General features: G+C 71.3%; 27 protein-coding genes and 1 riboswitch. Of the genes, 15 read left to right on the top strand and 12 right to left on the bottom strand.

All coding sequences use genetic code 11. The features are described 5' to 3' along the window. Positions 1-52 precede the first annotated feature (52 nt). Both H2038_RS11205 and H2038_RS11210 read left to right on the top strand, forming a co-directional pair. Positions 53-304 (top strand): hypothetical protein, encoded by a 252-nt coding sequence (locus H2038_RS11205; RefSeq protein WP_292113026.1) that lies wholly within the window; start codon positions 53-55, stop codon positions 302-304. After that, positions 294-671 carry a hypothetical protein gene (locus H2038_RS11210; RefSeq protein ID WP_292113028.1) on the top strand — a complete coding sequence of 126 codons (378 nt, stop codon included), beginning with the start codon at positions 294-296 and terminating at the stop codon, positions 669-671. The genes H2038_RS11205 and H2038_RS11210 overlap by 11 nt, the downstream gene beginning before the upstream one ends. Here H2038_RS11210 and H2038_RS11215 read toward each other — a convergent pair. Further along, positions 668-1,156 (bottom strand): Lrp/AsnC family transcriptional regulator, encoded by a 489-nt coding sequence (locus H2038_RS11215; RefSeq protein ID WP_292113030.1) that lies wholly within the window; start codon positions 1,154-1,156, stop codon positions 668-670. The two genes, H2038_RS11210 and H2038_RS11215, sit on opposite strands and share 4 nt — an antisense overlap. 147 nt (positions 1,157-1,303) lie before the next feature. Between H2038_RS11215 and H2038_RS11220 the strand changes: the two genes are divergently transcribed. The 6 genes from H2038_RS11220 to H2038_RS11245 all read left to right on the top strand — a co-directional run bounded on the left by H2038_RS11220 (position 1,304) and on the right by H2038_RS11245 (position 8,560). Then, positions 1,304-2,539 carry a 3-methyl-2-oxobutanoate dehydrogenase (2-methylpropanoyl-transferring) subunit alpha gene (locus tag H2038_RS11220; RefSeq protein ID WP_292113032.1) on the top strand — a complete coding sequence of 412 codons (1,236 nt, stop codon included), beginning with the start codon at positions 1,304-1,306 and terminating at the stop codon, positions 2,537-2,539. A gap of 122 nt (positions 2,540-2,661) precedes the next feature. Next, positions 2,662-3,672 carry an alpha-ketoacid dehydrogenase subunit beta gene (locus H2038_RS11225; protein ID WP_366926498.1) on the top strand — a complete coding sequence of 337 codons (1,011 nt, stop codon included), beginning with the start codon at positions 2,662-2,664 and terminating at the stop codon, positions 3,670-3,672. Between the two features lies 1 nt (position 3,673). Beyond that, positions 3,674-5,314 (top strand): 2-oxo acid dehydrogenase subunit E2, encoded by a 1,641-nt coding sequence (locus H2038_RS11230; protein ID WP_292113036.1) that lies wholly within the window; start codon positions 3,674-3,676, stop codon positions 5,312-5,314. 157 nt (positions 5,315-5,471) lie between these two features. Beyond that, entirely contained in the window at positions 5,472-5,822 is a 351-nt protein-coding gene (locus tag H2038_RS11235; protein WP_292113039.1) for a GIY-YIG nuclease family protein, read from the top strand. Continuing rightward, entirely contained in the window at positions 5,815-7,212 is a 1,398-nt protein-coding gene (lpdA, locus tag H2038_RS11240; protein WP_292113041.1) for a dihydrolipoyl dehydrogenase, read from the top strand. Before H2038_RS11235 ends, lpdA begins: the two co-directional genes overlap by 8 nt. A 283-nt stretch (positions 7,213-7,495) precedes the next feature. After that, on the top strand, positions 7,496-8,560 hold the full coding sequence (locus H2038_RS11245) for a substrate-binding domain-containing protein (protein ID WP_292113044.1): 1,065 nt from the start codon (positions 7,496-7,498) through the stop codon (positions 8,558-8,560). Between the two features lie 57 nt (positions 8,561-8,617). On the opposite strand, the gene H2038_RS11250 is transcribed toward H2038_RS11245, so the two are convergent. Next, on the bottom strand, positions 8,618-9,703 hold the full coding sequence (locus tag H2038_RS11250) for a glycosyltransferase family 1 protein (RefSeq protein ID WP_292113047.1): 1,086 nt from the start codon (positions 9,701-9,703) through the stop codon (positions 8,618-8,620). Between the two features lie 113 nt (positions 9,704-9,816). On the opposite strand from H2038_RS11250, the gene putA reads away from it, so the two are divergent. Continuing rightward, positions 9,817-12,963, top strand: a complete 3,147-nt coding sequence (putA, locus tag H2038_RS11255; RefSeq protein ID WP_292113049.1) for a bifunctional proline dehydrogenase/L-glutamate gamma-semialdehyde dehydrogenase PutA — start codon at positions 9,817-9,819, stop codon at positions 12,961-12,963. Positions 12,964-12,972: 9 nt separating this feature from the next. Here putA and H2038_RS11260 read toward each other — a convergent pair whose 3' ends face one another. After that, positions 12,973-13,530: a hypothetical protein gene (locus H2038_RS11260; protein ID WP_292113051.1), complete on the bottom strand. Its 558-nt coding sequence runs from the start codon at positions 13,528-13,530 to the stop codon at positions 12,973-12,975. 156 nt (positions 13,531-13,686) lie between these two features. After that, positions 13,687-13,793: riboswitch (SAM riboswitch) on the top strand. Between the two features lie 55 nt (positions 13,794-13,848). Between H2038_RS11260 and H2038_RS11265 the strand changes: the two genes are divergently transcribed. The 3 genes from H2038_RS11265 (at position 13,849) to H2038_RS11275 (ending at position 16,775) form a co-directional block, all read left to right on the top strand. Then, a complete protein-coding gene (locus H2038_RS11265; RefSeq protein ID WP_292113053.1) occupies positions 13,849-14,778 on the top strand; it encodes an alpha-L-glutamate ligase in 930 nt (309 codons plus the stop codon). Continuing rightward, positions 14,775-15,815 carry an LLM class flavin-dependent oxidoreductase gene (locus H2038_RS11270; RefSeq protein WP_292113056.1) on the top strand — a complete coding sequence of 347 codons (1,041 nt, stop codon included), beginning with the start codon at positions 14,775-14,777 and terminating at the stop codon, positions 15,813-15,815. Before H2038_RS11265 ends, H2038_RS11270 begins: the two co-directional genes overlap by 4 nt. 69 nt (positions 15,816-15,884) lie before the next feature. Next, positions 15,885-16,775 (top strand): oxygenase MpaB family protein, encoded by an 891-nt coding sequence (locus tag H2038_RS11275; RefSeq protein ID WP_292113057.1) that lies wholly within the window; start codon positions 15,885-15,887, stop codon positions 16,773-16,775. A 13-nt stretch (positions 16,776-16,788) separates the two neighbouring features. Here H2038_RS11275 and H2038_RS11280 read toward each other — a convergent pair whose 3' ends face one another. Both H2038_RS11280 and H2038_RS11285 read right to left on the bottom strand, forming a co-directional pair. Beyond that, positions 16,789-17,706, bottom strand: coding sequence for a hydroxymethylglutaryl-CoA lyase (locus tag H2038_RS11280; protein WP_292113059.1), 918 nt, complete (start codon positions 17,704-17,706; stop codon positions 16,789-16,791). Further along, entirely contained in the window at positions 17,703-19,379 is a 1,677-nt protein-coding gene (locus tag H2038_RS11285) for a glycosyltransferase family 39 protein (RefSeq protein WP_292113062.1), read from the bottom strand. The genes H2038_RS11280 and H2038_RS11285 overlap by 4 nt, the downstream gene beginning before the upstream one ends. Positions 19,380-19,458: 79 nt before the next feature. Between H2038_RS11285 and H2038_RS11290 the strand changes: the two genes are divergently transcribed. Both H2038_RS11290 and H2038_RS11295 read left to right on the top strand, forming a co-directional pair. Then, positions 19,459-20,187 (top strand): glycosyltransferase family 2 protein, encoded by a 729-nt coding sequence (locus tag H2038_RS11290; RefSeq protein ID WP_292113064.1) that lies wholly within the window; start codon positions 19,459-19,461, stop codon positions 20,185-20,187. A 103-nt stretch (positions 20,188-20,290) separates the two neighbouring features. Then, positions 20,291-20,734 (top strand): hypothetical protein, encoded by a 444-nt coding sequence (locus tag H2038_RS11295; RefSeq protein ID WP_292113067.1) that lies wholly within the window; start codon positions 20,291-20,293, stop codon positions 20,732-20,734. A 129-nt stretch (positions 20,735-20,863) separates the two neighbouring features. Here H2038_RS11295 and H2038_RS11300 read toward each other — a convergent pair whose 3' ends face one another. From H2038_RS11300 to H2038_RS11325, 6 genes are all read right to left on the bottom strand, one after another. Further along, on the bottom strand, positions 20,864-21,211 hold the full coding sequence (locus tag H2038_RS11300) for a hypothetical protein (RefSeq protein WP_292113069.1): 348 nt from the start codon (positions 21,209-21,211) through the stop codon (positions 20,864-20,866). After that, a complete protein-coding gene (gene phaR / locus H2038_RS11305; protein WP_292113072.1) occupies positions 21,208-21,801 on the bottom strand; it encodes a polyhydroxyalkanoate synthesis repressor PhaR in 594 nt (197 codons plus the stop codon). Before phaR ends, H2038_RS11300 begins: the two co-directional genes overlap by 4 nt. Positions 21,802-21,857: 56 nt before the next feature. After that, positions 21,858-22,568, bottom strand: a complete 711-nt coding sequence (locus H2038_RS11310) for a hemolysin III family protein (RefSeq protein WP_292113075.1) — start codon at positions 22,566-22,568, stop codon at positions 21,858-21,860. A gap of 82 nt (positions 22,569-22,650) precedes the next feature. Continuing rightward, entirely contained in the window at positions 22,651-22,935 is a 285-nt protein-coding gene (locus H2038_RS11315; RefSeq protein WP_292113078.1) for a hypothetical protein, read from the bottom strand. A 64-nt stretch (positions 22,936-22,999) separates the two neighbouring features. Further along, positions 23,000-23,602, bottom strand: a complete 603-nt coding sequence (locus H2038_RS11320; RefSeq protein ID WP_292113081.1) for a hypothetical protein — start codon at positions 23,600-23,602, stop codon at positions 23,000-23,002. Positions 23,603-23,646: 44 nt separating this feature from the next. Beyond that, complete coding sequence (locus H2038_RS11325) at positions 23,647-23,838, bottom strand: hypothetical protein (protein ID WP_292113083.1); 192 nt, start codon at positions 23,836-23,838, stop codon at positions 23,647-23,649. 221 nt (positions 23,839-24,059) lie between these two features. Between H2038_RS11325 and H2038_RS11330 the strand changes: the two genes are divergently transcribed. Then, the gene (locus tag H2038_RS11330; RefSeq protein WP_292113085.1) at positions 24,060-24,299 is read left to right on the top strand and encodes a hypothetical protein; all 240 of its coding nucleotides are present in this window, start codon (positions 24,060-24,062) and stop codon (positions 24,297-24,299) included. A 25-nt stretch (positions 24,300-24,324) separates the two neighbouring features. On the opposite strand, the gene H2038_RS11335 is transcribed toward H2038_RS11330, so the two are convergent. Beyond that, complete coding sequence (locus tag H2038_RS11335) at positions 24,325-24,519, bottom strand: hypothetical protein (protein WP_292113088.1); 195 nt, start codon at positions 24,517-24,519, stop codon at positions 24,325-24,327. Between the last annotated feature and the right edge of the window lie 250 nt (positions 24,520-24,769).

Below are 24,769 nucleotides of genomic sequence, written 5' to 3' on the forward strand. Positions count from 1 at the left end.
GGCGCTGCCAAGCCTCTTGTATGTTACCACGGTACCGTGGTAGGGAGCGGGCATGAAGGTCGAACGCGTGCAAACCGGCGTCCGGATGGAGAAGCGCCTGTTGAAGGTGCTGAAGGCGCTCGCCGAGCATCAGGATCGCAGCCTGGGGGACCTCCTCGAGGGCATCACCCTGCACGCCTTCGAGGGCAGGCCGGCGTTCGGGCCGGAGACCCTTGAGGTGATACGGCAGCTCCGGGCGGTGTACGGACTGCAGTTGACCGCGAACGACGCCCACACCCTGACGGAGACCGGAGATGCTCCCTGAGCAGGTTCTTCTGGAGGCATTCGAGACGGGCGGCGTCGATCCGTCGGCCTTCAGCCATCGTGATCACGTCCGCGTCGGGTGGGCCATGCTGGGCCCCGGAGGGCTGCCGTTCCACCAGGCCTACGCCCGGTACCGGCAAGGGCTCCTCCGGCTGACCGCGGCTGCGGGCGTTCCGGACAAGTACAGCGAGACGCAGACCCTCGGCTGGCTGGCCCTGATCCATCAGGGGCTGGAGGCGACCGGCGAAAGGACGGACTTCGCGGCGTACGAGGCTCGCGCCGGGCTGCACGGCCGCTCCCTCGTCGAGCGTTATCCGCCGGGGCGACTCGCCTCCGCCGCGGCCCGCCGCGGGCTTGTCCTGCCCTAGCCGACGTGCGGCGTGACGATGCCGAGGGGCAGGGCGGTCACGTTCTTCACGCCCCGGGTGACGATGTGGCTCTCGCAGTCGGAGACGATGCCGAGGCTGAGCAGCTTCTCGCGCAGGAACTTGTCGAAGGCGTGCATGTCCGAGGTGACGATGCGCAGCACATAGTCCTCGCGCCCGGTGATCGTGGCGCACTGGACCACCTCGGGCCAGCCGGCGACGGCCTTCTCGAAGACGTCGAGATTGTCGCTGGACGGCAGGTTCAGCTTGACGATGGCGTAGACCTCGAAGTCCAGGCCCAGCTTCGCCGCGTCCAGCAGGGTCACGCGCTTGCGGATCAGGCCGGTGTCCTCCAGCCGTTTGATCCGTCGCCAGCAGGGGGAGGCCGACAGGCCGACCCGTTCGGCGACCTCGGCCACCGACAGGCCCGCGTCCTGCTGCAGGATATCGAGGATGCGGGCGTCGACGGGATCCAGCTCGTCAGCCAAGGCGTTTCTCCAGCTAGGGCATTTGCGCAATAAAATACCGGCAAACCGCCGGACGCAAGGTCGAAATCAAGCGAGCCTTCCCGCGCGGCCCGTGCTAGATGCGCGATCTGAGGAAACGCGGTCGGATCAACCGGACGGCAGGACGGAATGAAGAAGCCAAATACGCAACCGCTCAGCCTGCGGGTGCCGGAACCTTCGGGACGGCCCGGCGACGCGCCGGACTTCAGCCACCTGAAGCTGGACGCCCCCGGCGCCGTGGAGCGGCCGGCGGTCTCGACCGCGCCCTTCGACATGCGCGACCACGCCTTCCGGCTGGTGCGGGTCCTCGACGACGAGGGCCAGGCGGTCGGGCCGTGGAACCCGAAGCTGGACGCCGAGACCCTGCGTCGCGGCCTGAAGGCGATGATCCTGACCCGCGCCTTCGACGACCGGATGCACCGGGCCCACCGGCAGGGGAAGACCAGCTTCTACATGAAGTGCACCGGGGAGGAGGCCATCGCCGTCGCCCAGGGCATGATCCTCAGCCGCGAGGACATGGGCTTCCCGACCTATCGTCAGCAGGGCCTGCTGATCGCCCGGGGATATCCCCTGGTCGACATGATGAACCAGATCTATTCGAACGCCGCCGACCCGATCAAAGGCCGGCAGCTGCCGATCATGTACTCCTCGAAGGAGTACGGCTTCTTCACCATCTCGGGGAACCTCGGCACCCAGTATCCGCAGGCCGTGGGCTGGGCCATGGCCTCGGCGGTGCGGGGCGACGACCGGATCGCCATCACCTGGATCGGGGACGGCTCGACGGCCGAGAGCGACTTCCACTCGGCCCTGACCTTCGCCGCCGTCTACCGGGCCCCGGTGATCCTCAACATCGTCAACAATCAGTGGGCCATCAGCTCCTTCATGGGCATCGCCGGCGGGCTGGAGACGACCTTCGCCTCCAAGGCCATCGGCTACGGCCTGCCGGCCCTGCGCGTCGACGGCAACGACTTCCTCGCCGTCTGGGCCGCGACCCAGTGGGCCGAGGAGCGCGCCCGCACCAACCAGGGCGCGACGGTCATCGAGCTGTTCACCTACCGCGGCGCGCCGCACTCGACCTCCGACGATCCCAGCCGCTACCGGCCGGGCGACGAGCACGAGAAGTGGCCGCTGGGCGACCCGATCGCCCGGCTGAAGCAGCATCTGATCGCCCTCGGCGAATGGTCCGACGAGCAGCAGAAGGCCGCCGAGGACGAGGCGGTCGAGCAGGTCCGCGCGGCGGGCCGGGAGTCCGAGGCCATCGGCACCCTGGGCCAGTCGCGGCCGTCGGTGAAGACCATGTTCGAGGACGTCTACGCCACCGAGGACTGGCGCCTCGTCGAACAGCGCCGCGAAGTGGGGGTCTGAGCATGAGCGAGCAGCACACCTTCACCGAGTCCGACCGCCGGGACGGCGTCGAGCCCGACATGGCCGACGTCGCCCGCCACGAGCCGGCCTCGACCGCCGACGCCCGTCCGGCGGTGCAGCCGATGAACATGATCCAGGCGCTGAACTCGGCGCTGGACGCGAAGATGGCCGAGGATCCCACGGTCCTGTCGTTCGGCGAGGACGCCGGCTATTTCGGCGGCGTCTTCCGCGTCACCGACCAGCTGCAGCAGAAGCACGGCCTGACCCGCAGCTTCGACGCCCCGATCTCGGAGACGGGCATCGTCGGGGCCGCTATCGGCATGGCGACCTACGGACTGCGTCCCTGCGTGGAGATCCAGTTCGCCGACTACATCTACCCGGCCTACGACCAGATCGTCTCGGAGGCCGCCAAGATCCGCTATCGCTCGGCCGGCGGCTTCACCGTACCCCTGACCATCCGCAGTCCCTACGGCGGCGGCATCTTCGGCGGCCAGACGCACAGCCAGAGCCCCGAGAGCCTGTTCACCCACATCGCCGGGCTGAAGGTGGTCATCCCGTCCAACCCGTACGACGCCAAGGGCCTGCTGACCGCGTCCATCGAGGACGACGACCCCGTCGTCTTCTTCGAGCCCAAGCGCCTCTACAACGGCCCGTTCGACGGCTGGCACGAAAAGCCCGTCAGCCCGTGGAAGGCCCAGGCGCTGGCCCAGGTCCCGACCGGCAAGTACGTCGAACCCCTCGGCAAGGCGCGCGTGATGAAGGAAGGCGCCGACGTCACCGTCCTCGCCTGGGGCACCATGGTGTGGGTCTCGCTGGCCGGGGCCGAGCACGCCGGCGTCGACGCCGAGGTGATCGACCTGCGCAGCCTCGTGCCGCTGGACATCGAGGCCATCGAGGCCTCGGTGAAGAAGACGGGCCGCTGCGTCATCGTGCACGAGGCGCCGAAGACCTCGGGCTATGGCGCGGAGCTGTCGGCCCTGGTGCAGGAACGCTGCTTCTACCACCTCGAGGCGCCGATCGCCCGCGTCACCGGCTGGGACACGCCGTATCCGCACGCCTTCGAATGGGAGTACTTCCCCGGCCCCGAGCGGGTCGCCGAGGCGCTGAAGGCCACGATGAAGGGAGGCCGCTGAGATGGGTCGTTACGTCTTCAAGCTGCCCGACGTGGGCGAGGGCACGGCCGAGGCCGAACTGGTCGGCTGGCACGTCAAGGTCGGCGACGCGGTGGCCGAGGACCAGATCGTCGCCGACGTGATGACCGACAAGGCGACGGTGGAGATCACCTCGCCGGTGGCGGGCGTGGTCTCGAAGCTGCACGGCGAACCGGGCCAGATGCTGGCCGTCCGCGGCCCGCTGGTCGAGTTCGAGGTCGAGGGGGCGGGGAATGCGGAGGCTGAGGAGCCTGCGACCGCCGCGCAGCCGGTTACGGCCGACCCCGCTCCGGCTCCCGGGGCCGAAGCGCCCAAGGTCGAAGCCGCGAACCCGACGACGGCCGCGCCCGGCGCCAACTACGTCTTCAAGCTCCCCGACGTGGGCGAAGGCACCGCCGAGGCCGAACTGGTCGGCTGGCGCGTCGCCGTCGGCGACGCCGTGGCCGAGGACCAGATCCTCGCCGAGGTGATGACCGACAAGGCCACGGTGGAGATCACCTCGCCGGTGGCCGGCACGGTGCTGGCCCTGCACGGCGAGGCCGGCAAGCAGATGGCTGTCGGCGGGCCGCTGGTGTCGTTCCAGGTCGAGGGCAAGGGGAATGTCGCGGCTGCGGCCGCCAGCCCCTCCGCCGCTTCGCGGTCCCCCTCCCCATCGCTCCGTGACGGGGAGGAGGACCGTCCGAAGCCGCAGGCGAAGGATGGGGGAGGGGCGGTCGCGCCGCGCGCGCTGTCGGAACGAGGCCAGCGCCCCCTCGCCTCGCCCGCCGTGCGCCAGCGCGCCCGCGATCTCGGCGTCGAGCTGCAGTTCGTGCCCGGCTCCGGCCCCGCCGGGCGCATCGAGCACGGCGATCTGGATGCGTTCGTCGCCTCCGGCGGCCGTGGATCGTCCGCCTCCGGAGGATCGGCCGGGTCGACCTATGCGAAGGCGGAAGGCGTCACCGAGACCCGCGTCATCGGCCTGCGCCGCAAGATCGCGGAGAAGATGGCCGAGAGCGTCCGCCGCATCCCCCACATCACCTATGTGGAGGAGATCGACGTCACCGCGCTGGAGGAGCTCCGCGCCCACCTCAACGCCAACCGCAAGCCGGACCAGCCCAAGCTGAACGTCCTGCCCTTCCTCGCCCGCGCCATGGTGGTGGCCCTGCGCGACCAGCCGACCATCAACTCGCACTACGACGACGAGGGCGGGGTCCTGACCACCCACGCCGCCGTCCACCTCGGCATCGCCGCCCAGACGCCGAACGGCCTGATGGTCCCGGTGGTCCGCCACGCCGAGGCGCGCGACCCGTACGACACCGCCGCCGAGATCGCCCGCGTCTCCTCCGCCGCCAAGTCCGGCAAGGCCAGCCGCGAGGAGCTCTCGGGCTCGACCATCACCATCACTTCGCTGGGCACGCTCGGCGGGGTCGTCCACACCCCGATCATCAACCACCCCGAGGTCGCCATCGTCGGCCCCAACAAGATCCAGGAGCGGGTCGTGGTGAAGGACGGCCAGATGGTCGTGCGCAAGATGATGAACCTGTCCTCCAGCTTCGACCACCGCATCGTCGACGGCCACGACGCGGCGGTCTTCGTGCAGCGGATCAAGGGCCTGCTGGAGCATCCCGCGACGCTGTGGATGTGATCATGCCTTTCTCTTCCGCTCATCCCCGCGAAAGCGGGGACCCAGTTCTTTGGGTGATGGGGCGGCGGGCTTCGTTTGCGGTCGATGTCCTGAGACGACAGTGTCAGGCTGGACAGCACTGGGTCCCCGCTTTCGCGGGGATGAGCGGAGTCAGGGGATGGCCTTCTTCACCTACATCGTGGCCAGCGGGCGAAATGGAACGATCTATACGGGCTCCACGGAAGATCTCGTCACGCGCGTGTTCCAGCACAAGAACAAGACGTTTGCGGGTTTCACGGCCAAGCACGGCGTCGACCAACTGGTCTGGTTCGAGGTCCATGAATCCCGGGAATCTGCATTCCGGCGCGAGCGGCAGATCAAGAAGTGGAACAGGGTCTGGAAACTCGAACTGATCGAGAAAACCAACCCCGGTTGGCGCGATCTCCACGACGAGCTTCGCCTGGGCGACCTCAAGGATGCAAAGGACTGGTCTCCGCCGCCGGAGACCGACGGACAATACAATGACTGAAGCCATCAAAACCAAAGTCCTCATCATCGGCGCCGGCACCGGCGGCTATGTCGCGGGCATCCGCTGCGGCCAGCTGGGGCTCGACACCGTGCTGGTGGACGGCGGCGACGGGCTGGGCGGGACCTGCCTGAACGTCGGCTGCATCCCGTCCAAGGCGATCATCCACGCCGCCGGCAAGTTCGAGACCGTGGCCAAGGCTGCGGACGGCGGGACACTGGGCATCACGGCCTCGAAGCCGGCCATCGACCTGAAGCAGACGGTCGAATGGAAGGACGGCGTCGTCCGCAAGCTGAACAGCGGCGTCGCCGGTCTGCTGAAGAAGGCGAAGGTCAAGGTCGTCAACGGCTGGGCCACCTTCTCGGACGCCAAGACCTGCACGGTGAAGACCGCCGACGGCGACATCGTCATCAGCGCCGAACACGTCATCCTCGCCACCGGCTCGGAGCCGGTCGAACTGCCGTTCCTGCCCTTCGGCGGCGACGTCATCTCCTCGACCGAGGCCCTGTCGCTCGACAAGGTGCCGAACAAGCTGGTCGTGGTCGGCGGCGGCTACATCGGCCTCGAACTCGGCATCGCCTACCGCAAGCTGGGGGCCGAGGTCGCCATCGTCGAAATGGCCGACCGCCTGCTGCCGCTCTACGACAAGGCCCTGACCGACCCCGTCCGCAAATGGCTGGAGGCGCACGGCGTCGAACTGCACCTCGGGGCCAAGGCCGGCTCCTTCGAAAAGGGCCAGCTCAACGTCACCGCCGCCGACGGAGCGGCTCTCAAGCTCAAGGCCGACAAGGTCCTCGTCACCGTCGGCCGCAAGCCCCGCACGCGGGGTTGGGGTCTGGAGAACATGGGCGTGGCCATGGCCGGCCCGTTCGTGAAGATCGACGACCGCTGCGCCACCTCGATGAAGAACGTCTGGGCCGTCGGCGACCTCACGGGCGAACCGATGCTGGCCCACAAGGGCAGCGCCCAGGGCGAGATCGTCGCCGAGATCATCGCCGGCCATGACAAGCGCTTCGACCCGGTCACCATCGCCGCGGTCTGCTTCACCGAGCCCGAGATCGTCTCCGCCGGGCTCGGCCCGCTGGACGTCGAAGGCCGCGACGACGTCATCACCGCGACCTTCCCCCTGATGGCCATCGGCCGCGCCCTGGCGCTGGAGGCGGGCGACGACGGCGGCTTCGTGCGGGTCCTGGCCTCGAAGACCGACCACCGCCTGCTCGGCGTCCAGGCCGTCGGCCAGCACGTGTCGGAGCTGTCGAACAGCTTCGCCCAGATGCTGGAGATGGGCGCGGTGCTGGAGGACGTGGCCGGCGTCATCCACGTCCACCCGACCATGGGCGAAGCCTTCCACGAGGCGTCGCTGCGGGCGCTGGGGCACGCGATCCACATCTAGGGCTCAGGGAGCAGGCAGCAGGCAGCAGGCAGCAGGCAGCAGGAGCGCCTCGCCCGGTCTCGATCCGTCGTTTCGAGGATTGCGGAGTCGCCGTTGACTCCGCCCCCGTCCCGCCCGACCCCTGCTGCCTGCTGCCTGCTGCCTGCTGCCTGCTGCCTGCTGCCTGCTGCCTGCTGCCTGCTGCCTGCTGCCCCCCGTCGTCGAACCGTCACATCCCCGCCGGGCGAACCGTCACAGTCCTCTGGTCTAAGCGGCCGCGAACCAGGCCTGTCCGGAGACCGACATGACCCGCATCCTTCTCGCCGCCGCCTCGGCGGCGGCCCTTCTCGCCCTCGGCGCCTGCGGCGACGGCGGCGCCGGCTCGCAGGCCGCCCGCTCGGGCATCTGGGCCGCCGGCTCCTCGACCGTCTTCCCGTTCGCGACGCGCGTGGCGGAGAACTTCTCGCGCACCGCCGGCGGTTCGGCGCCGCGGGTCGAGTCGCTCGGCACCGGCGGCGGCATCAAGGCCTTCTGCCAGGGCGTCGGCCCGAGCACGCCGGACATCGCCAACGCCTCGCGTCCGATGAAGGCCTCGGAGTTCGCCGAGTGCCAGAAGAACGGCGTCACCGACATCGTCGAGATCAAGATCGGCTACGACGGCATCGTCGTGGCGACCGCCCGCGACGGCGGCGGCTTCAACCTGCGCCTGCAGGACCTCTACCTCGGCCTCGCCAAGGAAGTGCCCGGCGAGGGCGACGCCTTCGTCGCCAACCCGGCCACGACGTGGAACCAGGTCAACCCGGCCCTGCCGGCCCAGCGCATCCAGGTCTACGGCCCGCCGCCGACCTCGGGCACCCGCGACGCCTTCCTCGAGCTGGGCATGGCGCCCGGCGCCGAGCGCCTGCCGGCCATGGCCGCGCTGAAGCAGGCGGACGAGGACCGCTTCGAGACGATCGCCCACACCCTGCGCGAGGACAACGCCTGGATCGACTCCGGCGAGAACGACAACGCCATCGTCCAGACCCTGACCCGCACCCCCGGCTCGCTGGGCGTGTTCGGCTTCAGCTTCCTGGAGCAGAACATGGATACGGTGAAGGCCGAGACCATCGACGGCGTCGCCCCCTCGGTCGAGACCATCGCCGACGGCTCCTACCCGCTGGCCCGCAGCCTCTACATCTACGTGAAGAAGCAGCACGTGGGCGTGATCCCGGGGCTGGAGCAGTTCGTGATGGAGTTCATGTCCGAAGCCTCGGCCGGTCGCGGCGGCTATCTGCAGGACCGCGGCCTGGTGCCGCTGCCGGCGGACGAACTGGCGACGCAGCGCGCCATCGCCAACGCCCTGACGCCGATGCAGGCGCCGGCGAACTGATCCGACCGCGGGTCGGAACGGAAAGGGCCCCGGAGCGATCCGGGGCCCTTTTCGCCTTCAGGCGGCGGCGCGCTTGCGCAGCCGGGCCAGACGCCGCAGGCGGCGCCAGAAGCGGCCGCGTTCGGGTTCGGGGTAGGGCTGGAGGTTCTGCACGAACTCCTCGGCCGAGGCGCGCCAGCTGAACTTCTCGGCATAGGCGCGGACCGTCTTGCGGTCGCACTTGAGGGCTTCGAGGCAGGCGGTGCGCAGGTCCTTGTCGATCGCCCCGGCGTTGGACCCGGGGATGATGTCGATCGGGCCGTGGGCCGGGTAGGCGGCGACCGGCGTGCCCGTGGCCATGGCTTCGAGGATCACAAGGCCGAAGGTGTCGGTCCAGCTGGGGAAGACGAAGACGTCGGCGTCGCGGAAGCAGCGCGCCAGCTCCTCGCCGAAGCGGGCGCCGAGGAATTTGGCCTCGGGGTACCGGGCCTGCAGGTCCTCCCGCGCCGGCCCGTCGCCGACGACGATCTTGGTGCCGGGCAGGTCCGTCTCGAGGAAGGCCTCGATGTTCTTCTCGACCGCGACCCGGCCGACGTTCAGCCAGAACGGGCGCGGCCAGTCCTTGCCGCCCAGCTCGTCGTAAATCGGCTTCAGGTCGGGGTTGAACTGCTCGGTGTCGACGCCGCGGGTCCACGGGGACACGTTGCGGAAGCCGTGGGCGGTCAGCTCGTCGCGGAGGGTGGGCGTGGCGACCATCAGCCGGCCCGACGGCTTGTGGAACCACTTCATGTAGGCGTAGCCGACCTGGACCGGGATCGGGAACCGGGCCGAGACATACTCCGGGAATTTGGTGTGGTAGCTGGTCGTGAACGGCAGCTTCCATTCGACGCAGATGCGGCGGGTGGCGATGCCGATCGGGCCCTCGGTGGCGATGTGCACCGCCTCCGGCTCGAACGCCCGCAGCCGCTCGCGAATCTCCTCCTCGGCGCCCAGCGCCAGGCGGATTTCGGGATAGGTCGGGCAGGGGATGGTCTTGAACTGGCTGGGTTCGATGACCTCGACCTCGTGTCCCATGGCGCGGCATTCCGCGGTGATCCGGGACAGGGTGCGGACGACGCCGTTGACCTGGGGCTCCCAGGCGTCGGTGGCCAGGACGATGCGCATGTGGGCCGTAAGGCTCCGCCGTTGATCGGGGGAACGGTCTAGCGCCTTGCGGCGACATTGGCGAGACGTCGCGCCCTCTCCCGCTCCCCCGAAAAAGGAGCTAGAGGCGGCGCATGAACGCGCACGTCCCGCCTCCCGCCGCCCTGTCCCAGGACTGGGATGCCCTCGACCACGGCAAGTTCGCCGACGAGGGCGAGATCGTGCGGGGGCTTCTGGCGCGGGTCCCGCTGGACGCCGCGGAGCGCGAGGCCGTGGTCGCGCAGGCCGTCGACCTGGTGGAACTGGCGCGCAAGACCCAGAAGACCGAGGGCGTGGTCGAGAGCTTCCTGCAGGAGTTCAGCCTCGGCACCCGCGAGGGGCTGGCGCTGATGTGCCTGGCCGAGGCCCTGCTGCGCATCCCGGACGAGGACACCCGCGACAAGCTGATCGCCGAGAAGATCGGCTCCTCCGACTGGGCCTCGCACATCGGCCGCTCGGACAACCTGTTCGTCAACGCCTCGACCTGGGGGCTGATGCTGACCGGCAAGCTGGTCGACGTCGACGAGGACGCCCGCCGGGACCTGCCCGGCTTCCTCCGCCGGGTGGCCGGGCGGCTCGGCGAGCCGGTGATCCGCCAGGCGGTGGCCGCCGCCGTGCGGATGATGGGCGAGCAGTTCGTGGTCGGCCGCACCATCGGCGGGGCGCTCAAGCGCGCCAACCGGGAGCGCTGGCTCTGCAGCTTCGACATGCTGGGCGAAGGGGCGCGCACCGCCGCCGACGCCGAGCGCTACGAGACGGTCTACGCCCAGGCCATCCACGGGGTGGGCAAGGCCATTCCCGAGCGCAAGGAGATGCAGGGGCCGATGACCGGCCACGGCGTCTCGGTGAAGCTGTCCGCCCTGTCGCCCCGCTACGAGGCGACGCAGGAGGCGCGGGTCTGGGCCGAGCTGTACCCGCGTGTGAAGCGGCTGGCCCTGATCGCGGCGTCGTACGACATCAACTTCTGCATGGACGCCGAGGAGTCGGACCGTCTGGCGCTGTCGCTCAAGCTGCTGGACGCGCTGGCGCACGATCCCGAACTCGGCGACTGGAAGGGCCTCGGCCTGGCGGTGCAGGCCTACCAGAAGCGCGCGCCGGAAGTGATCGCCCGGGTGGCCGAGCTGGCCCGCGTCTCCGGACGCCGGATCATGGTCCGTCTGGTCAAGGGCGCCTACTGGGACACCGAGATCAAGCGCGGTCAGGTCATGGGGCGGCCGGACTATCCGGTCTTCACCACCAAGGCGGCCACGGATCTCAACTACCTGGTGTGCGCGCGCGACATCATCGCCGCCGCGCCGCACCTGTACGGCCAGTTCGCCACCCACAACGCGGTGTCGCTGGCGGCGGTCCAGCACATGGCCCGGCGCGCCGGCGAGAAGGTGGAGTTCCAGCGCCTGCACGGCATGGGCGAGGCGCTGTACGAGGCGGCGGAGCAGATCTGGCGCGCCGACCGCTTCGTGGTGCGCAGCTACGCCCCGGTCGGCGGTCACGAGGAGCTGCTGCCCTATCTGGTGCGCCGCCTGCTCGAGAACGGCGCCAACTCCTCCTTCGTCCACGCCCTGCTCGACGAGCGCGTGCCGGCGACGACCGTCGCCGCCGATCCGATCTCCCAGGTCGAGGCCCACCCCGACCGTCACTCCAGAATTCCGGCCCCCAGGAACATGTACACCGACAGGCAGAACTCCCTCGGCCGCGACTACAGCCGGCGCGAGGATCGCGAACGCCACGCCCAGGCGCTGGAGCTGGTCGACCGCGAGAAGCTGACCTCGGGGCCGATCATCGGCGGCATGCTGCGCGCCGGCGTGAATCCCCAGGACGTGACCAACCCCTACGACTCCAACCAGGTGCTGGGCCACGTCTCGGAGGCGGACGAGGCCGATATCGACGCCGCCGCGGCCGCCGCGGCCAGGGCGCAGATCGCCTGGGACCGGCAGGGCGGCGCGCGCCGCGCGCTGGTGCTGCGCGCCATGGCCGACGTGCTGGAGAACGACCTCGACCGGCTGGTGGCCCTGCTGGCGCGCGAGGCCGGCAAGACGCTGAACGACGGCGTGGCCGAGGTGCGCGAGGCGGCCGACTTCTGCCGCTACTACGCCATGCTGGCCGAGCGCGACTTCGGCGGGCCCGAGACGCTCCAGGGGCCGGTCGGCGAGACCAACCAGCTGGTCCTGCACGGCCGCGGCGTCTTCGCCTGCATCAGCCCGTGGAACTTCCCGCTGGCCATCTTCACCGGCCAGATCGCCGCCGCGCTTGCGGCCGGCAACGCCGTGCTCGCCAAGCCCGCCGAGCAGACCCCGCTGATCGCCGCCGAGGCCGTGCGCCTGTTCCACCACGCGGGTCTGGATCCGGACCTGCTGGCCCTCGTGCCGGGCCGTGGCGAGACCGTGGGCGCGGCCCTGGTCAGCCATCCGGGGATCGACGGCGTGGCCTTCACCGGCGGCACCGACACGGCGACGATGATCAACCGCGCCCTCGCTGCGCGGCCCGGCCCGATCATCCCCTTCATCGCCGAGACCGGCGGGCTGAACGGCATGTTCGTGGACACCACCGCCCTGCGCGAGCAGGTCATCGACGACGTGATCCTGTCGGCCTTCGGCTCGGCCGGGCAGCGCTGCTCGGCCCTGCGCATGCTCTATGTGCCGAAGGACTCGGCCGACCAGCTGATCGAGGGGCTGAAGGGCGCCCTGGCCGCCCAGGTGGTCGGCGACCCGGCCGATCCGGGCACCGACATCGGGCCGGTCATCGACATGGCCTCGCGGCAGATGCTGGAGAGCCACGTGAAGCGGCTGGCCCGCGAGGGCAGGATCATCGCCCGCGCCTCGCTGCCGGCCGGCTCCGAACGCGGCGAGCTGTTCGCCCCGACGATCGCCGAGGTCAACACGCCCGACTTCCTCGAGAAGGAGGTGTTCGGCCCCATCCTGCACATCTACCGCTACGATCCGGCGAAGCTGAAGGAGGTGGCCGGCAAGCTGGCCGCCCGCGGCTACGGCCTGACGCTGGGCGTGCACAGCCGGATCGAGGCCTTCGCCAGCGAGGTGATCCGCCTGGTGCCCGCGGGCAATGTCTACATCAACCGCTCGATCACCGGCGCGGTCGTCGGCGTCCAGCCGTTCGGCGGCGAGGGCCTCAGCGGCACCGGCCCGAAGGCCGGCGGCCCCTACAGCCTGATCCGCTATGCGGCCGAGAAGGCCATCAGCAACAACATCTCCGCCCAGGGCGGCGATCCGGCGCTGCTGAACCTGTAGGGGCGGTCGTCAGGGGGCCGGCCGGGCCTCCGCCGCCGCCTTGCGGAACAGCCAGGCGGACAGGGCCCAGCCGGCCGTGAAGACGCCGACGATGACGAAGGTGAAGTGGCCGCCGATCAGGGCCACCACCGCCGTCCCCGCCTGGGCGACGGCGGTCGCCGCCATGGCGATCGCCAGCCCCTTCGCCCGGAAGCGGGCGAGGAAGGCGCCGGCGATGGCCACCAGGAGAACGCCGAAGAACATCAGGTTGATGGGGTCGTCCTCGCTGCCGATGATCCCGACGGCGAGGTTCGACCAGACGATCAGGAAGGCGGTTCCCAGCGCCACCACCACGCCCGCCCGCCAGGCGAGACCGCCGCTGGCCCGCAGCGCCAGCTCGAACACGGTCAGCGGCACAGCCAGCATGATCCCGGCGACGATGAAGTCGAAGGCGGTCCAGTCCACATCCGCGCCCAGACGCATGGCCACGGCCGGGACGGAGAGCAGGACGGCCGCCCCGATCCACGGCAGCAGCCGCCACCCGCTCGCGCCGCGCCGTCCGCGCCCGTTCTCCGCCTGCATCGTCATCGCCTGTCTCCCTGGTTGGCGCGGCCATCCATGCGGCGGGGGGCGGTGAGCGTCATGAGCAAGTTCTGAGCCCGGCCTGAAACCTTCCTGCGAGGGCGTCCGAAGATCGGCTGCGGCGGCCCTTGAACGCTGCGGACGGCCGCCCCAGATGACCGCCACTCATCGAGATCGGCTGAGGGGCAGGCCCTTTGACGCCGGGGCAACCGCCGCAGCTGCGGAATGGTGCCAACTCCTGCGGGGACCCTGTCCTCGACAGATGAGTGGGGCGCCTCCGGGCGGACTCACCCGCTGTCGCCCGTGGAGTTCTCGATCCGTGCGATGGAGGCTCCCCTGGCTGATCTGGCCGTATTCTACGAACACCCGACCTGGTTCGAACCCCTGTTCGCGGCGCTGGATCGCCGCGGCGTGGACTGGCGCGCGATCGCGGCCGGCGACCACACCTTCGATCCGGGACCCGGCGCGCCGCCGGCCCCGGTGATCCTGAACCGCATTGGCATGTCGGCCTTCCTGCGGCAGAGCGACCATCCGATCTTCTACGCCCGCACCCTGTTCGACCACTGGCAGGGGCAGGGCGCGCGGGTGGTGAACGGCGCCGCCATGGACGTCGACACCTCCAAGGCCCGGCAGATCTCGCTGATCCGGCGCCTCGGCCACGGCGCCCCCGAGACCCGGGTGGCGCACCGGATCGTCGACCTTCCGGCCGCCGCCGCGGAGCTGCGCTTCCCGGTGCTGGTCAAGCCGGACATCGGCGGGTCGGGCGCCGGCATCCGCCGGTTCGAGACGGCCGAAGACCTCGCCGCCGCAGTGGCGGGCGGGGAGCTGTCGATGGGGATCAACAGCACCGTCCTGGTGCAGGAGGCGGCGCCGATCCGCGGCGGCCGCATCGTGCGGATCGAGACCCTGGGCGGGCGCTTCCTGTACGCCTGCAGCGTCGAGAGCGGCGGCTTCGACCTGTGCCTCGCCGACGTCTGCCTTGTGGCGCCGGGCAAGCCCTCGCTGCAGATCCAGCGTGTCGAACCGCCGGCCGCAGTGGTCGCGGCGGCGGAGTCCATCGTTCAGGCGGCGGGCATAGACGTCGGCGGGGTCGAGTACCTCGTCGACGACCGCGACGGCTCGGTGCTGTTCTACGACGTCAACGCCCTGTCCAACTTCGTCGCCGACCCGCAGGCGGTGCTCGGCTTCGACCCCCACGACAACCTGATCGACTACCTCGTCGACGAGATCGCCGCCAGGAAGGGCGCACAATGAGATACGGCTATTGGGCTCCGGTGTTCGGCGGCTGGCTGCGCAACATCCCGGAAGAAGGCGGACCGGCCGACTGGGAGTCGATCTCGCGGCTGGTGCGGCGGTCGGAGGATCTCGGTTACGACCTGACCCTGATCGCCGAGCTGAACCTGAACGACATCCGCGGCGTCGAGGCGCCGGCGCTGGACGCCTGGTCCACCGCCGCGGCGCTCGCCGCCGTCACCCGCTCGATCGAGCTGATGGTGGCGGTGCGGCCAAATTTCCACCAGCCGGCGCTGTTCGCCAAGGCCGCCGCCAACATCGACAATATCGCCCGCGGACGGCTGGCGCTGAACGTGGTGTCCTCGTGGTGGGCGAAGGAGGCGCAGAGCTACGGCCTGCACTTCGACGAGCATGACGATCGCTACGCGCGCACGTCCGAGTGGCTGAAGGTGGTCGACGGCCTGTGGTCGGAGAAGCGCTTCAGCTTCTCCGGCGACTACTACCGGCTCGAGGACGCGATCGTCGAACCGAAGCCGTTCCGCCGGCCGCGCCCGGTGGTCTACGCCGGCGGCGAGTCCGACGCCGCCAAGACGATGATCGCGCGGCAGTGCGACGCCTATGTCATGCACGGCGACACGCCCGAAATCATCCGCGGCAAGATCGCCGACATGCGCGAGCGGCGCGACCGGGAGGGCCTGCCGCCGCTGCAGTTCGGCATGGCCGCCTACGCCATCGTCCGGGACAGCCAGGCGGAGGCGGAGCGCGAGCTGGAGCGGATCACGATCATTCCGGGCCTCGCGGAAGGCGCGCCGCCGCCGGGCTTCGCCAACTTCGACCAGTGGCTCTCGGGCACGCAGCTGGAGCGGGAGATGAAGGTCCGCGAGTATTCCGTCTCCAACCGCGGCCTGCGGCCCGGCCTGGTCGGGACCCCGGAGACCGTGGCGGAGCGGCTGGAGGCCTTTGCGGATGCGGGCGTCGATCTGGTGCTCCTGCAGATGAGCCCGCAGTTGGAGGAGATGGAGCGCTTCTCGCAGCAGGTGATCCGGCCCGCCGGCTGACGGCCTGCCGGCGGCCGCTCGTCGCAGGCGGCTTGCGGAGCCGCCGGCGGCGCCGGACGTTGCTCGGGCATGTCCTCTCCGATCCGCCCGCCCCTGGTCCGCGACCCCCTGCCCGATCGCCTGGCGCGCCCGGTCCGCCGGGTGATCGCCGGCCGGGTGGTGCGGCTGTTCAACGACCCCGACAAGGGGGAGCGCCCGGTGGCGCGGCGGCCCGACGGGCTGTTCGGCCCGGATTCCGTAGCCTGGCGGGTGCACGGCGACGTGACCGGGATGCTGGTCGGCGGCGTGTCGGGCCTGCTGCTGCAGATGCTGCACCCGGCCGTGCTGGCGGGCGTCTGGGACCATTCCAACTTCCGCGCCGACATGCACGGCCGGCTGCGGCGGACCGCCCGCTTCATCGCCGTAACCACCTATGGCGGTCGTGACGAGGCGGAGGCGGCCATCGAGCGGGTGCGGCGCATCCATGGACGGGTCAGCGGCGTGCTGCCCGACGGCGCGCCCTACGTCGCCGACGATCCGCGGCTGCTGGCCTGGGTGCACGTGACCGAGGCGACCAGCTTCCTGAACGGCTGGCTGCGCTACGGGGAGCCCGGCATGTCGATGGCCGACCGCGACCGGTATTTCGCCGAGATGGCCGAGGTCGGGCGACGTCTGGGGGCCGATCCGGTCCCCGGGTCGCGGCAGGAGGCGCGGGCGCTGATCCGGGCGATGCGGCCGGAGCTGAGGGTCGACGAGCGGACCCGGGAGGTGGCGCGGCTGCTGCTGTCGCGCGAGGGCGGCGATCCGGCGGCCCGCCCGCTGCGGGCCCTGATGCTGCAGGCGGGCGTCGATCTGCTGCCGGGCTGGGCGCGGCGCATGCACGGCCTGTCGTCGCCCCTCCCGGCCCGGCCGCTGGTGCGCACCGGAACCTCGGGCGTGGCGCGGACGATCCGCTGGGCCTTCGAGACGCCGTACCGGTGAGGCGCGTCGGGCGTCAGCCGCGCGGCCAGCCGCCGGCGCGGCTGAGGGCGCTGGGCGCGGAGCGGCCGATCCGCTCGCCGATCCAGCGGGCGGTCTCGATCAGGGCGTCGAGGTCGTAGCCGGTTTCGAAGCCCGCCCGCTCCAGCATGTAGACCAGATCCTCGGTGGCGATGTTGCCGGTCGCGCCGGGGGCGAAGGGGCAGCCCCCGATGCCGCCGACCGAGGCGTCCAGCACGTCCACCCCGGCCTCGACGCCGGCGAAGGCGTTGGCGAGCCCCGTGTTGCGCGTGTCGTGGAAGTGCAGGCGCAGCACCGCCTCCGGCGCCGCGCGGCGCGCCGCCTCGACCTTGCGGGTCACGCTCCACGGGTCGCCGACCCCGATCGTGTCGGCGAGGGCGATCTCGGCCACGCCCAGTTCGCCGATGCGGCCGACCAGATCCTCGACCTGCTGCGTCGAGACCTCGCCGTCGAACGGGCAGCCCCAGACGCAGGACAGGGTGGCGGACAGCGCGGGCGTCGCCCCGGGCTGCCCTTCGGCGTTGCGCCGGCCGGCGACGATGTCGGCCAGCATCGTCACCTGCTGGTCGACGGACAGCCCCTGGTTCTTCAGCCCGAAGCCGTCGGTCGCCGACATGGCGACGTTGACCTCGTCGACCGCCGTGCCGAGGGCGCGGTCATAGCCCTTGCCGTTCAGCACCAGGCCGATGCGGCTGCGGCCGGGGGCGGGCGGCAGGGCGGCCATGACCTCCTCCGCCCCGGCCATCTGGGGCACGTACTTCGGATGCACGAAGCTGACCGCCTCGATGCGGCGCGCGCCAGCGGCCTCGAGGCGGCGCACCAGTTCGGCGCGGACGGCAGGCTCCAGCACGACCTTCTCGTTCTGCAGCCCGTCGCGGGGGCCGACCTCCACGATGGTGATCGGCCGGCTCATCGGGCGCGCTCCGGGACCGGGCCGGAGTCCGGCGGGGCGTAGACAGTCAGGCGCACGTCGTCGCCCTGGGAGTAGTTGTGGCCGTTGACCACGCCGACGGTGCGGCCGGTCACCCCGAGGCGGGCGACCGCCTCGCGGAAGGGCCGCGCCTCGCGTTCCTCGACGATCGCCGGGCGACCCTGGGCCAGCGCCCGCGCCGCGCCCTCGCCGTCGGTGAGCTCGGTGTCGCGTCCGGTCAGGAAGACGAAGCTGGGCTCGTGGAATCCGGCGATGGCCACCGGGCCGGGGCGGCCCTGGCGCGGGTGCAGGTCCGCCTGCTCCAGCACCTGCTGGAGCTGGGGCGACACGGCCAGCGGCTTCAGCTGGCGCAGGGTTCCGGCGAGGGCGCCGTGGGCGAGGACGCCGAGGGCGAGCGAGGCGATCACCGCCGGGACCGGGGCGCGGTGCAGCAGCAGGAAGGCGCCGATCAGGCCGCTGAGCACCGTAAAGACGATGGTCAGGGTGGCCCAGGTCTGGGCGGTGGAGCGTCCGAACTCGGTCAGGCCGGCGACCACCGCCGCCGCCAGCAGCAGGGCCACGAGCACGCTGAGCCCGGCCCCCGCATAGCGGGACACGCGGCCGACCGGCCGCGTCAGCGCCGCCGCCGCCAGCAGGGCCAGGGCGCCGAACACCGGCAGGTTGTAGTGGACGAGCTTGGTCGGGGTCAGCTCGAAGATCAGCCAGGCGGGCAGCAGCCAGCAGACGAGGAAGCGGACGGCGGGCTCGGCGCGGCGCGTCCAGGCGGTGGCGAGCGCCGCCGGCAGGAGCAGGGTGGCGGGGAAGAAGGTGATCGCGGCGAGGGCGAGGTAGGTCCCGGGGGGCGCGCCGTGGCTCTCGTGGCCGCCGGCCAGCTTGGGCGCCAGGTCGCCGCCGATGGCCTCGCGCCAGAAACCGCCGTCGGTGGCGATGGTGATGGCGATGCCCCACGGGCCGACGATCAGGGCGACCAGCGCTAGGCCCCAGCCCCAGCCCAGCCGCCGAAGCCACTTCACGTCGCGATCCCACAGCGACAGCAGCAGCATCGCCGGCGCGATCACGACGAGGCCGATCGGACCCTTGACCAGGATCGACAGGCCCAGCCCGGACCAGAACAGCAGCTTGTGGACCCGCGCGGGCGCCGCCCCGGCCCGGGTGGCGAGATAGATGCGCGCCAGGGCCGCCATGGCGAGGGTGACGGCCCCGCACAGCATGGCGTCGGTCTTGGCGATGCCGGCCTCGGTGGAGAGCAGGAAGGTCGCCCCCAGCATGGCTCCGGCCAGGAAGCCGGCCCTCCGGCCGAACATGGCCCCGCCGACCCAGGCGCAGGCCGCCGCCGCCAGCATGGCCCCGAGGATGGAGGGGATCCGGTACGGCTGGATGGCGCGGCTCTCGACGCCGGTGGTCGCCGCGACCGCCGCGGCCTGCATCCAGTAGATGCCCACCGGCTTCTTCCAGCGCGGTTCGTCCTGGAAGCGGATGTCGACGTAGTCGCCGGTCTCCAGCATCTGCGAGGTGGCCTGGGCGTAGCGGCTCTCGTCCCGGTCGAGCGGCGGCAGCAGGGCCAGCACCGGCAGGCCGGCGAGCAGGGCGACCAGGGCCGCCATGAGCGGCCCCCGCCAGCCGGCGATGTAGCGGTCGAGATCGGGTCGCGTCATGACCGACTTCCTACCACGGCGATTCCGGGCGCGTCAGCCATGCCTCCCGCCCGACGATGAAACCGGCTAGACAGCGGCCATGACCGAGACCGTTCCCGACATTTCCGTCGTCGTTCCCGTCCACGACGAGGAGGGGGCGGCCGGTCCCCTGGCCCGCGAGATCGCGACCGCCTTCGCCGGCCGGTCGTTCGAGATGGTGTTCGTCGACGACGCCTCCCGCGACGCCACCCTGGCGGAGCTGCGGGCGCTGATGCCGGAGCTGCCGACGCTGCGGGTGTTGAGCCATGCGCAGAACGCGGGGCAGAGCCGGGCCGTGCGAACCGGGGTGCTGGCGGCGCGGGCGCCGATCGTGGTCACGCTCGACGGCGACGGCCAGAACCCGCCCGCCGACGCGCCGCGGCTGGTCGACCTGTTGCTGGCCTCGCCCGCCACCGTGGCGCTGGTCGGCGGGCGCCGGGCGCAGCGGCAGGACTCCGAGGCCAAGCGCTGGGCCTCGCGCTGGGCCAACCGCATCCGAAAGCGGCTGCTGGCGGACGACGCTGACGACACCGGCTGCGGCCTGAAGGCCTTCCGCCGCGACGTCTTCCTGCGCCTGCCCTACTTCGATCACATCCACCGCTACCTGCCGGCGCTGGTGATCCGCGAGGGGTTCGAGAACCGCTATCTGGACGTCGGCCACCGCCACCGCGAGACCGGGCGGTCGAAGTACACCAACTGGGGGCGGCTGGTGGCCTCGCTGTCCGATCTGGCCGGGGTGATGTGGCTGAAGCGCCGGTCGCGCCGGCCCGGAGCGATCAGCGAATTCTGAGGTTCGCCTGACAGGCGAGGGGGCGTAGCGGCGCGCGCCGAAGCGGGCTATTCATCGTTAACAAGCGCGGCCGTGGGCGGCCGCCCGCCGCTGGAGCCTGGTCATGCTGATCGCCCTGCCGCTGCTGCTGATCCCGGTGGTCCTGTACAACATCGTGGTCCTGTCCAGCCTCATCGGGGGCGGCAGCGACGCCGCCCTCGCCGCGGGCGGGGCGGACGCCATCCTGCGGGATCCGATGTTCTCGATCCCGATGGCCTCGGGGACCAGCTGGAACGTCGGGGCCGGCGACCTGATCCTGCTGCTGGCGCTGATCCTGCTGTTCTTCGAGCTGCTCAAGTCGACGTCCAGCCAGAAGGTGGCGATCGTCAATCACGCCCTGTCGATGATCCTGTTCGTCGCCGTGCTGGTGGAGTTCCTGCTGATCCGCGGCTTCGCCACCTCGACCTTCTTCCTGATCGTGGTGATGGTCATGCTGGACGTGCTGGCGGGATTCATCGTCACCATCATCTCGGCCCGCAAGGACCTCGACTTCGGCGGAGTCGCCTGAGTCAGCTGAAGCCGACGAAGATCAGGGCCACGACGAGGACGTCGATGGTGCGGGTCAGGAAGGTCAGCATGGCGGCGGTCCGGAAACGGGCGTGATGCCGTCCGGTTCAGCAAGGACCGTGCCGCCGGCTCAGATGTCGGTGTCCTCGGTGCGTCCCGGCTTCGGGCGCCGGTCGGCGGGCCCCGACCAGCGGGTCTCCAGATAGGCGGCGCGGGCCGCGTCCAGCACCGGCGGTCCGCCCTTCAGCCCGCGGCGCTGCCCGGACTGGCCCATCAGCTGGGCGGCGAAGACGGCGCCGCCGGCGTCCGCGGCGGGGGCCGGGGCAGGTCTTGCCGGGGGGGCGGCAGCTTCCGCCGCGGGCGCGGCGGGGACCAGGGCGCGGGAGGCGGAGCCGGCCCGGCGTTCGGCCGTGCGGCGCTCGGCGGCGCGGCGGTCGCGGCGGCCGACCGGGGCGACGGGCGTGACCTCGTCGCTCACGACTTCGACAGCCGGTCGAGCTGGGCCCGCATCTCGTCCATCTGGCGGCGCATCTCGGCCAAGGGGTCGGCGTCCGCCTCGGCGGCCGGCTTCGCGGCCGCGGCGGGCGGCGGCGCGGCGGCGGCTCCGCCGAAGCCCGGCCACATCTTCATGGCCTCGGTGAACAGGGCCATGTTCCGGCGGGCCATCTCGTCGAGCAGGCCGGCGCCGGGCGCGGCCCCGAACGCCTTGGTGAACTGGCTGCGGATCTGCTCCTGCTGGCGGGCGAAGTTGTCGAGCGACATCTCCAGGTAGCCGGGCAGCACGCCCTGCATCTGGCCGCCGTAGAAGCCGATCAGCTGGCGCAGGAACTGGACGGGGAGCAGGGCCTCGCCGCGGCTCTCCTCCTCGAAGATGATCTGGGTGAGGATCTGGCGGGTCAGGTCCTCGTTGGTGCGGGCGTCGTAAACCACGAAGTCGACACCTTCGCGCACCATGCGGGCAAGGTCCTCGAGCGTGACGTAGGCGCTGCTGGCGGTGTTGTAGAGACGCCGGTTGGCGTATTTCTTGATGACGACCGTCTCGTCGCTCGCGGACTTCCTGTCAGCCACCCGTCGTCCCCCAAGCTGTTGCGCCGCGTCACTTTCCGCGCTGCGGGCGCGAAAGTCTAGCCGACGCCGGGGGCCAGCACGACGCCGACGAGGACGGCGGCCCAGTGGACCGTGGCGCCGGTAACGACGAAGCCGTGCCAGATGGCGCGGCGGAACTTCACCTGCGGGCTGATGAAGACGAACACCCCGGCGGTGTAGATCAGGCCGCCGGCCACCAGCAGGCCGAGCGCCAGCGGGTGCACGGTGTCCATCATCGGCCGCAGGGCGATCACCGCCAGCCAGCCGAAGGCCACGTAGACGGCGCTCCAGATGGCGTCGGACAGGCGCGGCAGCACCACCTTGGCCAAGGCGCCGCCGAGGCCGATGGCCCACACCAGCAGGGTGAAGCCGATGGCCCAGCCGCCCTCGAACCGCTGGGTGGTGAAGGGGGTGTAGCTGCCCGCGATCATCAGGAAGATGGCGGCCTCGTCGAGGCGGCGCAGCACCGGCCGGGCGGGGCAGGGGCGGGTCAGGTTGTAGACCGTCGAGGCCGTCAGCATGGCGATCAGGCACAGGGCGTAGACGGCCGTGGCCGCGACCGCGCCGATGCCCGAGTACAGCGCGGCCAGCACCGCCAGCACCACCCCGCCGACCGCGGCCAGGGTCAGGCCGACGACGTGGACCACCAGGTCGGCGGTCTTCTCCGCATCCGTCCGGTAGTGCTCGATCATGTCGAGCTCATCGGGGGTGCAGACGTGCCGTTTCAGCGCTTTCAGGTGCATGAGCATGGCCTGTCAAAAGCGGGACCCGCCCGCTTCGTTCCGACAGGATAATCAGAAGCCGGTGACCAGGGGGTGAATCGCATGCGGATCACTGCGCCGCGGGCCCGCCCTCGGCGGGGCTGAGGCCGCGTTCGTCCTGCGGCTTGTAGGCGTCGCCCGTGCCGGTGGCGCCGGGCTGCGCCGGGACGGCGCCGGCGTCGGGCGGGGGGATTTCGGCCGGCTGGACGGCGGCGGCGCGGGCGTCGTCGGCGGCGGTTTCGGCGTCAGCGCTCCAGCGGAACCAGATGTAGGCGCCGACGGCGACGAACAGGACGATCAGGCCGACGACGGCGAGGCCGTTGAGGCGGGGCGAGCGGCGGGGGGTCTCGGTCATGGACGGCTCCGGTCGGGGTTCCCACCGGAAACAACGGCGCGGCCGGCCCCGTTCCCCCGGGCGGTCAGCGGAAGATGCAGCTGGCCCCGGCCCAGAGGCCGGTGACGCGGGCGTCGTCGCCGGTCCCCGACAGGGTCCCGTAGATCTCGCCGGCGGCGAACTCCGGCCCGATGCTGTCCTCGCGGATCTGCGCCTCGGGGTAGGCCGCCTTCAGCTCGGCCACGGTCGAGCCGACGCCGATCCCGGCCAGGGTGGTGAAGCCGCGGGGCGCGCCGTCGCCGGCGGTCCAGCCGGCGAGGCGGCCGTCGGCGAAGACGAACTGCAGGTCGTCGCCCCAGTCGGCGAAGGTCAGCGGACCGACCGGGCATTCGGCGTTGGCGCCGCGGGTCGGCGCCTGGCCGCCGCGCATCTGGCTCATGGCCGAGACGACGTCGGCCTCGGGCATGCCGAAGGCGAACTTCAGCGCCGTGCCGCGGCCGCCGGGGTTGGCCGGGGTGACGCCGTCGGCCTCGAGCAGGGCCTCGCCCGGCGCGTCGGGGGCCGGGCGTCCGTCCGCGGCCGCGGCGGAGGCCTCGGCCGGGGCGTCGGCGGGCGGCGGGGCGGACGGCTGGCAGGCCGCCAGCGCCAGGGCGACGAAGGGGAGGGGGAGCAGGCGGGCGTGTCTCATGCGGTCACGCTAACGCCGTTTTGCGACAGGCGCGAGTCGCCCGGTCAGTCGCCCGGATCGCGGTCGAAGCCCTCGATCTGGCGGTCGCCGCGGCGCAGGTCGATGTGGCTGAAGTCGTGGGTGAGCAGCAGCCGCATGCGGGCCAGCTCGCGCGCCTCCTCGACATCGGCGGCGTCCAGCGGCTCGTCCTCCGGCGGGCGGCCGGCGCGGTGCAGGCGCAGGGTGAAACGCGACATGGCGGCCTCCCTGTTGGAAGCGGACGGACGGACGGCGCAGGGCCGGACAGGTCGCAGGGGGCGCGGCCCCGAACCGCGAACGGGCAAAGCCTAACACCCGTGTCGGGCGAACGTCGAATCACGAGCCGGGTGATCGCAACGTCGGGCAAGCGACAGACGGCTGCGGACGGACGGAACGACGGGCGGCCAGCGCCATTCTTACCAGAACGAAGGAGACCCCTATGCGCACCCGTTTCGCCATCGCCGCCCTGATCTGGCCGATGATCCAGGCCGTGCTGTTCGGGGTCGGCGTGGTCGCCCTGCTGGCGGCGCCGCTGAGCCCGTCGGAGCTGCTCACCGCCGTCTGGTGGATGATCGCCGCCACCTGCGCGATCTCGACGCCGCTGGCCTGGGGCATGGCCCCGTGGCTGCGCCTGCGCGACCGGCCGCATCCGCAGCGCTGGAGCCGCCCGGGCGCCTGAGGCCCCGCGCCGGCCCCTCGCCGGCTCAGGCCAGGCTGTCGCGCTCCAGCACCTCCAGCGCCTCGCCGCCGCGGTGCAGTTCGACGCGGCTGTAGTCGCGGGTGAGCAGCAGGCGGACGCGGGCGAGCTCGCGCGCCTCGGCCAGTTCGAGCACGTCGAGGGGCTCGTCGACAGGGTCGAGGCCGGCGAGATGGTGCAGACGCAGGCTGAATTTGGACACGGTCGAACCTTCCGACGGGTGGAGCGGGAGTGTTCGATCGACCCCGTTCGAGGCGGGGTGGCCCAATGTCTCTCAGCCGCGACGCGCTCGGGGAAAAAGCCAGGCTCGCGGTAGGTCTCTTGTACCCTTCCGGGACGGGAAAGTCCAACCTTTGCCGTTGTGTACGCAAGCGGACGGGGGCGGCGGCCGGGGCACGGCGCTGAAGTTCGCCTTCGGCATGCCCGAGGCCGACGTCGTCTCGGCCATGAGC

Source organism: Brevundimonas sp. (assembly GCF_013912005.1).
Lineage (GTDB): Bacteria > Pseudomonadota > Alphaproteobacteria > Caulobacterales > Caulobacteraceae > Brevundimonas.